The following is a 9,788-nucleotide window of genomic DNA, read 5'->3' as shown; positions in this document are numbered from 1 at the left end:
AGTTCCCGAGTTTCCCAATTTTACGGTCTCCGGATTTGAAAATGCCAATCCCGAATACTATACCAGGCAAGCCGAATCTCTGTTTGAATTTCACCGCGGCAATATTCACCGCTCTTTTGACCAGCTCAAGCTGTTGTTGACCGTGCTGACCACGAAGGATAAGGAGATGAAGGAGAGACTGCGCAAGCAGCTCAAATCCTTCCTTGAGAACATGGCCAAAATCATAACCCGATGGCCTCCGGCGATTAAAATGACTTAAACAGGACCGGTTGCCGCCTTACTCATGCTTTTTTTAAATCGGTCTCGCTAGAGTACCGAGAGGCGATTTCGATCAGGAGGAAGGGCAGTGGGGAGAAGGCTAGGAATTATCAGTTGGTTGTATGTACCATATAAGGGGTATATTTGATGGACCGGAAAGTTGAAGTGCCGGTCATGATTGCTCTGGTTAATTCAGCGCTCTTCTTCAAGCGTAAGTATTTTAATGAAAATGGCCTACCGAAGTACAAACATTGATGAAGGGGTTTTTATACCTTATACCACGGCTCAGAGCTATATCTTAGGGACAACGATTACCCCGAGACTCACCGTTCAAGCGAAGGATCTACCCAGTGTCAAACCGGCTCTTGACGAAATTACAACAGCTCTGCGCGAAGCCCACAAGCTCCGTCCCAATATGGCGGATGACTTTAGGGTGATGGATGCCGGGAGCAAGGTAGGCGCCGCTCAAGAAACGGCGCGCACGATGTCGGTACTCCTGATTGCGATTGCCACGATTGTCTTAGTGGTCGGTGGGATAGGGATTATGAATGTCATGCTTGTTTCTGTACGTGAGCGGACGAAAGAAATTGGTACTCGCCGTGCACTCGGGGCGCGGAAAAAAGATGTCTTAAGGCAGTTTCTCTTTGAAGCCATTGGCATCAGTATGTTCGGGGGCCTATTGGGAGTAGGGCTTGGAGAAGTGGTGATTCCATTGCTTAAATACCTGGAGATTGAGACGGTCCGCTCCATGCAAGGTCTTTTGATAGCCTTTGCCTTTTCCGGCATTGTGGGGATATTTTTCGGATTCTACCCGGCCAAGAAAGCGGCTGATTCTAATCCTATCGAAGCACTGAGATATGAGTGAACTCGCTTACGCTAAAGCTGAACTACAATCAAAGGCACTGGCAGCAATGGTGCTACGGTTCAAGACGGAACGATTGCCAGTATCAAAGTTGGCGGTGTGGTTAATATTTGGACCGAGGAATCAGATCCAACCTCTGCGGAGTATATGAGTATTGCCAATCGGAGCAATTAGGATAAGAGGAGATCAGGGATCAGAGGTATTGTGGAAAAAATGGAATGTTGGATTGTTGTCAATCCCCATGCCATATCAAAAGTTCCAACGGTAGACGATGTCAGTATTAGTAGTATTAGGACCGGAAGTGTCGTAAACATCTGGACAGACACGTCGGATCCTTCTCTGGCCGAAAATGTAAACGTGGCAAATAGGTAGGATTGCTCGCGGTTTAAGCACAACAGGCTGACGCTATGAAAAGTTCTATCGACCTCGCCAACAATACAGTGAACAAGCGCTAGCGAACGGTCAGGTTTTCGGGCCGGGTATGGGGAAGCGTGGTGGAGCAACGTTCAATAACGCTCAACCCATGTCAGATGAGCAGATTAAAGCCTGGAGCGATGCTATGCAAGCCCAATTGAAAGTTCAAGAAGAAGCTTTGAAGAATGGATCTATCGTCTCAGGAGGCATGGGTATGTCTGGTGGTATGGGAATGTCTGGTGGCAGGAATATACGTTATCGTTACAAAGTGATGACCGGGGGTACCCCTCATGTACGGATTGTGAGTGGGTAAATGGGTGTGACATGGTTTTTCGGACAGACATGGATCGCATGGGCAATGCTCCCTCTTGTGGAGATTGTCTTTGGAGTAGGGGAATAACGGTTTGTCCATGAGCTGCTTGAAATCTTGTGGTAGTTAAGGAGAAAAGGAATAAGTGGTGAATAGAATTGAATGTTAAGAAGTAGAGACCACTCGAATTGGAGTGGTCTCTACTTCTTAATTCTACCGTTTAAATAAATTGCATTGTCCAAATGTGAATGGTGAAAGTTAAGAAGGGGAAATAAAGTATCTATTGAGATAAAACTAGGGACAAGTGATTTCAGATTCTGCGTAAATTAATCAAAAAAATAATTGACATATTATAACGTTATAACATATAATAAAAATATAAAAATTATATGTTATAGACTATAAGTTAGAGGGAGGTGTTTTATGAAGGTTATTTTACGAAAGAGCGATAGCGCCACCAGTCTTTTGCTTTTTATTTATAATAACTATTTGACCCATTACAATAAGGACACGATCAAGCTATCTAGTCTGCTTAAACTTATGGAGACCTTTGGAAAAAGTGAAACTGCCACAAGAATGTCACTATCCAGAACCGTAAAAGCAGGCATCCTTATCAATAGTAATGATGGTAGCGAAGTGTCTTATACTTTGGATTCAAACGGTAGGGAGGCTATCAGTACCTGGAATGAAGGAATGCAGCAATTTTGGAAAAGGTACGCTTCAAGAAATAAACCATGGGACAAAAAGTGGTATTTAGTGAATTTGGAGTTTAGTGAAGCGCATAAAGAACACAGGACAACTATTGTAGAGAAATTGCAGCAAAATGGATTTGGTAATTTAAGTACCAATACATGGATTAGCCCTTACCATCAAACTGATGAAATTCAAAAGTTATTAATTGAATTTCATATCAACACCGGAGTCGTTGAACTGTATGGCGAGATGACAATTTATCAAGATATGGTCTCTTTTCTAGATAATGTTTTTAAGCTTAAGGAACTAGAGAAATCCTACGAAAACTTTATAAGGACCTTTAGTGAAAAGCTTGCAGAGACTAAAAAACTATATCAGGAAGAATGGTTCGTAGAGGGAGGACACTCATTGCCATTATTACATGCTCTTGGTTGGGAGTTTTTATCAATTGCAACAGATGATGCAACATTGCCTATAACATTATACCCTGCGTGGGCTGGTGATGAAGCAGCACAACTAATGATTGAATTTAGAAGGATTCTTTTAGAAGCAACGATCAAGTATCTGGGGAAGTTAGATTAAATACAATTCCAAGTCCAAGTCCAAGTTGGATAAAGGTTAAGATTTTTTAATTTAAGAGGAGGTCTCTATTATGAATGCACAAGGAGTATTGAATTATCTTGAAATGTTAGCGAATCATAGTCTGTGGGTAAATTTTTCAATGCATATGATGGCTTTAATGGCACTGTTTGCAATATTCGTGGTAACCAAAGAAAACTTAAAACGATGGATATTTCAAGCGGCGGTAAGTATTCTATTTTTATCCGTAACAATCAATGCACTAATTTTCGGCAACCCTTTTCATGCCGTAACATTCGGCATATTAGCATTAACTGCATTAGTGCAACTATTTGTGAGGAAGGAAAATATTAAAATAGCTGAAAGTAAATGGATAATTGCCATTGCTCTTTTCTTCATTTTCATGGGATTATGGTACCCTGAATTTGTGGATAAAAATGCACTAATGCTTTTAGTGTTTTCTCCTGTAGGTGTTATTCCTTGTTCAACGCTGCTTACAACCATAGGGCTATTAACGCTTATTATGCCTAGTGTGAATAGGTTTCAATATCTAATTACAATTATAATGGGTATTGTATATGGAGTAATAGGAGTGTTTGTTTTTAGCGTATACTTGGACATCACATTGTTGATTTTGGCTTTGTATGCAAGTGGGATTTATTTTGTGGCTAGTCCGAAAATAAAGTCTAAAACAGTTTTATGTTCACGAACAGCCGAGTAAGGTGCCTATAACCGAGAAGATTTAATCCCTTTCATAGAGACCAATTCAGGTCTCTTTTTTTATTTAAAATGATCAATCATAATGTGCGACGCGAAGAGAAGTGGATGCAGCATACCCTTGATCGCGAATGATGATGGAAGTCCAGCAGCAAACCTGTGTAGGAATAATTAGGCATAAGGTCTTATTCTCAAGCAAATAATAAAGTTATAGTTGAAATTACCGTAAACATATAATAATATACTTATATAAGCAATAACATATTAATTAATACAAGGAGGGGATTTGCTGTGAAGGTTGCAATAATATCCGATATTCACGCCAATGTCATTGCTCTTAAGGCTGTACTAAAAGATATTGAAGAACAACAAGTTGACAGTGTTTATTGTGTTGGTGATTTAGTAGGCTATGCTCCGTTCCCCAATGAAGTGGTTGATTTAATCAAAGAAAAGAACATTCCGACAGTCATGGGTAACTATGACGATGGAATTGGTTATCAGCGATTTATCTGCGGTTGTGACTATAAGGATGCTGAAGCTGAGGCTTTAGGACATGAATCTATAGCATGGACCAAGCGGCACATTACTGAGGACAATAAAGAGTTTTTGAGAAATCTCCCCAAAGAAATTCGGGTTACTATCGCAGGTAAACGATTGCTTTTAGTCCATGGCAGCCCAAATCGGCTAAATGAATATGTTACTGAAGAGATTTCTGAGGATTATGCCAACGAGCTTATGGCTCTTGCTGACACCAACATTCTTATCTGTGGTCATACCCATCTGCCTTTTACCATGGTCTTGAAGGATAAATTGCTTATAAACGTAGGCAGCGTTGGAAAACCAAAGCATGGGGACCCTCAAGCGATCTATGCACTTATCTCGTTTGCAAGAGACGTAACGGTTGATTTTCGAAAAGTACCCTATGATTATGAGGCAACGGCTACTGCAATTGAGGCCTCTGAGTTACCTAATGAGTTTGCCGAAATAATCCGGACGGGAAAATATTGAGGGTTAATATAGTTTGGCTCTTAGGAAAGAAGTCTTTTGGGTAGCATAGACGATAAATGAGGAGTGACAAACCATGAAAACCATTGAAATTTTTGATCCAGCCATGTGCTGTTCGTCAGGAGTATGTGGTCCAAGTGTCGATCCTAAGCTTGTTCGCTCATTGACACTTTGGCGCAAAAGAACAAAGGGGTCGTCTTAACGATGGGGAAAGGCGGTGTCGGGAAAACAACGATTGCCTCCGCCATTGCCGTAGGTTTAGCAGCACGTGGGCATGACGTCCATTTAACGACGACCGATCCAGCCGCCCATTTATCGTTAGTTTTTGGACTTGAGCAGATTAATGACCGATTAACCGTCAGTCGAATTGACCCCAAAAAAGAAATTGAAGCCTACCGTCAAGAGGTGATCCAGCAAGTAGGGTCGACACTGGATGCTGATGGCTTGGCGTATCTGGAAGAAGATATGAAATCACCGTGTACGGAAGAGATTGCGGTATTTAGAGCGTTCGCCAATGTGGTGGCAAAAGCGGAAAATCAATTTGTCGTTATTGATACGGCACCTACAGGACATACCCTGCTGTTGTTGGATGCCGCAAAAGCCTATCATAAAGAACTGGAACGCACAACGAGCGATACTTCGGAAGCCGTGAAGAAGCTGTTGCCTCGGCTGAGGAATCCTGAGGAAACAACGGTAGCGCTTATAACGCTCGCTGAGGCGACACCAGTACTGGAAGCCAATCGTTTACAAAATGATTTACGCCGAGCCGGGATTTCCCCTAAGTGGTGGGTCATTAACCAAAGTTTCTCTACTGTTCAGACGAGCGATCCGATCTTAAAAGGTCGGGCAACTTCGGAATATCCTTGGATCCTTAAAGTAAAAAATGAATTAGCTGAGAATTGTGTCCTTGTATATATAAGCATATAGTGCCATAAGAACTGCTATAATTTGCAGATAGGAGGTAACAAGCTCTTGAGCACTACACCGCGTCTTGAGGAAATGGTTGAAGGATTTAAAGTACTAGGGGATAAAACGCGTTTGAGGATCTTATTATTACTTCAGGGACGAGAGTTGTGTGTCTGCGATTTAACAGAAGTATTTGAAATAAGCCAGCCAGGGGTGTCCCAACATATGAGGCGTCTTCGTCAAACGGGATTTGTGAATGAACGTCGCGGAGGACAATGGACTTATTATTCATTGAATATGAGAAATCCACTGATAGGTTTGATTTTGCCTATGTTTCCCAAGGTTGAGGAAGACGAGGAACGGCTGACGCATGTCCAAGGATGCAAAACTTAAGAATGGGTCTGGGTATAACTATTTAGATAACAATATAAGGAGTTGATAAAGCATGAGTGTCGAATTGTCAGTAAGTCGTAAGTTATCAACACTTGACCGCTATTTGACTTTGTGGATTTTTTTAGCAATGGCAGTGGGTGTTGGAATAGGGTTTGTATTCCCTGGTACCTCTGATTTTATTAACCAATTTCAGATGGGGACGACTAATATTCTGATTGCCGTGGGTTTAATCGTAATGATGTATCCACCTCTAGCAAAAGTTAAATATGAGGAAATCGGACGTGTCTTTAGAAATGGCAAAGTCATGACCTTATCTTTAATTCAAAACTGGATTATTGGGCCTGTTTTAATGTTTGGTCTCGCTGTAATCTTCTTGCATAATTATCCAGAGTATATGGCCGGACTGATTATGATTGGTCTAGCCCGTTGTATTGCCATGGTCATTCTCTGGAACAGTCTGGCTAAAGGAGACTCAGAGTATGCTGCAGCCTTGGTTGCGCTGAATTCTGTTTTTCAGGTTATCTTCTATTCAATCTATGCCTACATCTTTCTGACCGTCCTACCTGGCTGGCTCGGTCTAATGAGCATTAAAGTTGACATCAGCATTTGGGAGATTGCCCAAAGTGTGCTTATTTATTTAGGAATTCCTTTTTTTGCGGGGATGCTTACGCGCTTAATACTTTTACCTATGAAAGGAAAAGAGTGGTACGAGAAAAAATTTATTCCTAAGATTAGCCCACTCGCGCTAATTGCCTTGCTCTTTACAATTATTATTATGTTCTCGCTCAAAGGCCAGACTATTGTTTCCGTACCGTTGGATGTTGTAAGAATTGCGATACCTCTGTTGATTTACTTCACAGTTATGTATTTTGTCTCTTTCTATATGGCTTGGCGACAAGGACTTCCCTATGGTCAAACGATCACCTTAGCTTTTACGGCAGCGAGCAATAACTTTGAACTGGCCATTGCTGTTGCTGTCGCGGTGTTTGGAATTAACTCCGGAGCTGCGTTCGCGGCAGTCATCGGCCCGCTCATCGAAGTGCCTGTCATGATCGCCTTAGTTAATGTTAGTTTGTCCTTCGGGAAGAAGTATTTTAACAAAGAGGGAGTGCCGATAAAAGCATAGCATCTCCATTTCACCCATAAATATTGTAAATTTCTAAGAGTCTTTCACCATTGTGTGAAAGGCTCTTGCTTTTGGGGATGGGTGGGTTTGACATAGAAAAAATTGACAAACATTAATGTATTATTATAAAATTATAATATATATAAATATTAATATAAAGTAAAAACTATAAAAAATAAGTATTTGGAAAATGCAATCAATTCAAGTCGATCCTAATAGATTGAACATACAAAAGATGAAGCAAATACTTGGAAGTAAAATGGCTCAAAGAGTTAGCGTAACGGCGTGGGAGGTTGGAAAGCTTAATGAATAATAAAGAGAAAAAACCTAAATCAGTCATTAAAATCATGGTTCCTATGCTCATCATAGTAGTAATATTAGGGATTTTTATCCTAAAAAGTAATCAGGAAAAGCTTATGGCAGATAACACTGGTGACTTCGCGCTTGAAGCTACTGCCATAGACCTTGAACAGCTAAAATCTTATGGTTTACCTATTGTGATTGATTTTGGCGCAGATTCTTGTATTCCTTGTAAAGAAATGGCGCCTGTCCTCAAGGAATTTAACAAGGAGATGCAGGGCAAAGCCGTTGTGAAGTTCGTTGATGTCTGGAAAAATCAAAGTGCAGCAGCTGATTTTCCTGTACAGGTAATCCCAACGCAGTTCTTCTTTGATAAAGAGGGCAATCCATTTGTGCCTCGAGATGCAGAAGCTATGCAAATGATGTTGTATTCTACGCGTGATACTAATCAACATGTTTATACTGCACATCAAGGAGGTCTGACAGAAGAACAACTCCGAGCTGTACTAAAGGAGATGGGTGTGGAATGATTACTGAATGGCTTGATATTCTTTCGACACTTATCTCGCAAAGTATGTGGGTAGCTCCATTGCTTGCTTTGCTTGCTGGAGTGTTAACTTCTATAACACCTTGCTCCTTATCAAGTGTTCCACTTGTCATAGGCTATGTAGGCGGCACGGGAAACAATGACCCTAAAAAGGCTTTTCGGCTTTCTCTTACCTTTGCGGCAGGCTCAGCCGTAACCTTTACCATCTTAGGAACAGTATCATCACTTGTCGGTAAACTAATGGGAACATCCTCTTCATGGTGGTATCTTTTGCTGGGTGTACTGATGGTGTTAATGGCCTTGCAAACCTGGGAGATTTACGATTTCATCCCATCAACCTCTCTCATTGCCAAGAACACAAGAAGAGGGTACATCGGAGCATTTATAGCAGGAATATTAGGTGGTGTGTTTTCATCCCCCTGTGCAACTCCTGTACTGATTACACTTCTTGCTGTTGTAGCAGAAAAAGGCAGCCTGTTATGGGGAATTATTCTGTTATTGCTCTATTCAGTAGGGCATAGTGCATTAGTGCTTGTAGCAGGAACCTCGATGGGTTTTGTAAAGAATATGACATCAAACAATAAATATGGCACCTTCAGCAAGGTTTTGAGAATTGTCATGGGCAGTGTAATTCTGCTTATAGCATTTTATATGTTCTATTTAGGATTTTAGAGACAAAAGTCTAAACCCAAAAGGTTTGGAAAAAATGGTCAGGGTTAGTACCAAAAGAGAAGGGGGAGTCCTTCGACGAGACGAAGGACTCCCCCTTCTTAAATTGTAAAAGTCATTTTATTTTGTCAAAATAGTGATATAATAATGATATAGTATTAGAGGTGAGGTGAGCGATATGCCAGTAATTCGTCCTGTTTCAGATTTGAGGAACAAGACCCCTGAGATTGAGGAAATTTGTATAAATGAGCATATACCTGTTTTTATCACCAAGAACGGCAACGGGCATTTAGTCATCATGAGTCAGCAGCTTTTTGAGGAACAGCAAGCCCTATTAGACCTTTATGAAAAGCTGGACGAGGCCGAAGAACAAAGTCGTTCCGGAAAACGACGCCCGTTCCGCGATGTTATGGTAGACATAAGGAGCCGCATCCATGCCAAAGCATCTAATTAGTATCACCGAAGCGGCAGAACAGGATCTGGCCGAAATTGTTGATTATATTGCTAGTGACAATCCTGCCGCCGCACTTAAATTGGCTGAAAATATCGAACAGAGCATTTTGATGCTTGAGGATTTTCCTCTGACTGGCACAACACCGAAAAATCGAAGACTAACACGGCAAGGATATCGTATTTTAATAGTTGATAGTTTCTTAATGTTTTACGTTTTGCTGAATAATGAGGTGGTAGAAATCCGGCGTATTATTAGCGGAAAAAGAGACTATAAGTTTTTACTTTAGTGGAACGCAAATAGTACGGGTCCCCACCTTTTTATGTAGGGATAAAGAGAAGTAGGTTTAGGATTTCTCCCGCTATATGCGGGAGAGACTGCGCGACTCGGAGGCAGGTGTGAAGATATTCACCTGCCTCCGAGTCGTGCGCCACGCATGGCTCAAGCACTCATAATAATAAGGATGAGACAATGAGAAAAATGTTTCCCGCCATCGCTTTCCTCACTGGAGGGAGTTTTTATGTCGGTTTCCTTATCGGACAGAATTAGGTGTATACA

Annotated in this window: 13 protein-coding genes and 2 pseudogenes; all 15 read left to right on the top strand. The window is 41.3% G+C overall.

The genetic code is table 11. From position 1 onward, the window contains the following. A pseudogene (locus JL57_RS03945) lies at window positions 1–259 on the top strand (hypothetical protein); the annotation flags it as partial. 222 nt (window positions 260–481) lie between these two features. Then, complete coding sequence (locus JL57_RS03940) at window positions 482–1,123, top strand: ABC transporter permease (protein WP_291299678.1); 642 nt, start codon at window positions 482–484, stop codon at window positions 1,121–1,123. 201 nt (window positions 1,124–1,324) lie between these two features. Continuing rightward, the gene (locus tag JL57_RS33430) at window positions 1,325–1,492 is read left to right on the top strand and encodes a hypothetical protein (protein ID WP_291299677.1); all 168 of its coding nucleotides are present in this window, start codon (window positions 1,325–1,327) and stop codon (window positions 1,490–1,492) included. A 109-nt stretch (window positions 1,493–1,601) separates the two neighbouring features. After that, complete coding sequence (locus JL57_RS03935; protein WP_291299676.1) at window positions 1,602–1,847, top strand: hypothetical protein; 246 nt, start codon at window positions 1,602–1,604, stop codon at window positions 1,845–1,847. Between the two features lie 420 nt (window positions 1,848–2,267). Beyond that, the gene (locus JL57_RS03930) at window positions 2,268–3,119 is read left to right on the top strand and encodes a PaaX family transcriptional regulator C-terminal domain-containing protein (protein WP_034140752.1); all 852 of its coding nucleotides are present in this window, start codon (window positions 2,268–2,270) and stop codon (window positions 3,117–3,119) included. Window positions 3,120–3,189: 70 nt separating this feature from the next. Then, window positions 3,190–3,837: a hypothetical protein gene (locus JL57_RS03925; RefSeq protein ID WP_034140751.1), complete on the top strand. Its 648-nt coding sequence runs from the start codon at window positions 3,190–3,192 to the stop codon at window positions 3,835–3,837. 287 nt (window positions 3,838–4,124) lie between these two features. Beyond that, on the top strand, window positions 4,125–4,841 hold the full coding sequence (locus tag JL57_RS03920) for a metallophosphoesterase (RefSeq protein WP_034140750.1): 717 nt from the start codon (window positions 4,125–4,127) through the stop codon (window positions 4,839–4,841). A gap of 73 nt (window positions 4,842–4,914) precedes the next feature. Next, window positions 4,915–5,022: pseudogene (locus tag JL57_RS33425) on the top strand (arsenic metallochaperone ArsD family protein); the annotation flags it as partial. 20 nt (window positions 5,023–5,042) lie between these two features. Then, window positions 5,043–5,765, top strand: a complete 723-nt coding sequence (locus tag JL57_RS03915; protein WP_291299675.1) for an ArsA-related P-loop ATPase — start codon at window positions 5,043–5,045, stop codon at window positions 5,763–5,765. A gap of 45 nt (window positions 5,766–5,810) precedes the next feature. Continuing rightward, window positions 5,811–6,137, top strand: a complete 327-nt coding sequence (locus JL57_RS03910) for a helix-turn-helix transcriptional regulator (protein WP_034140748.1) — start codon at window positions 5,811–5,813, stop codon at window positions 6,135–6,137. 52 nt (window positions 6,138–6,189) lie between these two features. Next, window positions 6,190–7,263, top strand: coding sequence for an ACR3 family arsenite efflux transporter (gene arsB, locus JL57_RS03905; protein WP_034140747.1), 1,074 nt, complete (start codon window positions 6,190–6,192; stop codon window positions 7,261–7,263). A 305-nt stretch (window positions 7,264–7,568) separates the two neighbouring features. Then, window positions 7,569–8,093, top strand: a complete 525-nt coding sequence (locus JL57_RS03900; RefSeq protein WP_034140746.1) for a co-chaperone YbbN — start codon at window positions 7,569–7,571, stop codon at window positions 8,091–8,093. Beyond that, a complete protein-coding gene (locus JL57_RS03895; protein WP_034140745.1) occupies window positions 8,090–8,782 on the top strand; it encodes a cytochrome c biogenesis CcdA family protein in 693 nt (230 codons plus the stop codon). The genes JL57_RS03900 and JL57_RS03895 overlap by 4 nt, the downstream gene beginning before the upstream one ends. A gap of 175 nt (window positions 8,783–8,957) precedes the next feature. After that, a complete protein-coding gene (locus JL57_RS03890; RefSeq protein WP_034140744.1) occupies window positions 8,958–9,233 on the top strand; it encodes a type II toxin-antitoxin system Phd/YefM family antitoxin in 276 nt (91 codons plus the stop codon). After that, window positions 9,214–9,519: a type II toxin-antitoxin system RelE/ParE family toxin gene (locus JL57_RS03885; protein ID WP_034140743.1), complete on the top strand. Its 306-nt coding sequence runs from the start codon at window positions 9,214–9,216 to the stop codon at window positions 9,517–9,519. Before JL57_RS03890 ends, JL57_RS03885 begins: the two co-directional genes overlap by 20 nt. Window positions 9,520–9,788: the final 269 nt, after the last annotated feature.

Source organism: Desulfosporosinus sp. BICA1-9, assembly GCF_000802135.1.
This window is presented reverse-complemented; position numbering and strand designations above follow the sequence as displayed.

What these genes read in the sequence shown, in the direction of transcription:
- JL57_RS03925 (WP_034140751.1), top strand. Translation starts at nt 3,190, where the DNA reads ATGAATGCACAAGGAGTATTGAATTATCTTGAAATGTTAGCGAATCAT.
- JL57_RS03940 (WP_291299678.1), top strand. Translation starts at nt 482, where the DNA reads ATGAAAATGGCCTACCGAAGTACAAACATTGATGAAGGGGTTTTTATA.
- JL57_RS03885 (WP_034140743.1), top strand. Translation starts at nt 9,214, where the DNA reads ATGCCAAAGCATCTAATTAGTATCACCGAAGCGGCAGAACAGGATCTG.
- JL57_RS03935 (WP_291299676.1), top strand. Translation starts at nt 1,602, where the DNA reads ATGGGGAAGCGTGGTGGAGCAACGTTCAATAACGCTCAACCCATGTCA.
- arsB (WP_034140747.1), top strand. Translation starts at nt 6,190, where the DNA reads ATGAGTGTCGAATTGTCAGTAAGTCGTAAGTTATCAACACTTGACCGC.
- JL57_RS03930 (WP_034140752.1), top strand. Translation starts at nt 2,268, where the DNA reads ATGAAGGTTATTTTACGAAAGAGCGATAGCGCCACCAGTCTTTTGCTT.
- JL57_RS03890 (WP_034140744.1), top strand. Translation starts at nt 8,958, where the DNA reads ATGCCAGTAATTCGTCCTGTTTCAGATTTGAGGAACAAGACCCCTGAG.
- JL57_RS03895 (WP_034140745.1), top strand. Translation starts at nt 8,090, where the DNA reads ATGATTACTGAATGGCTTGATATTCTTTCGACACTTATCTCGCAAAGT.
- JL57_RS03900 (WP_034140746.1), top strand. Translation starts at nt 7,569, where the DNA reads ATGAATAATAAAGAGAAAAAACCTAAATCAGTCATTAAAATCATGGTT.
- JL57_RS03915 (WP_291299675.1), top strand. Translation starts at nt 5,043, where the DNA reads ATGGGGAAAGGCGGTGTCGGGAAAACAACGATTGCCTCCGCCATTGCC.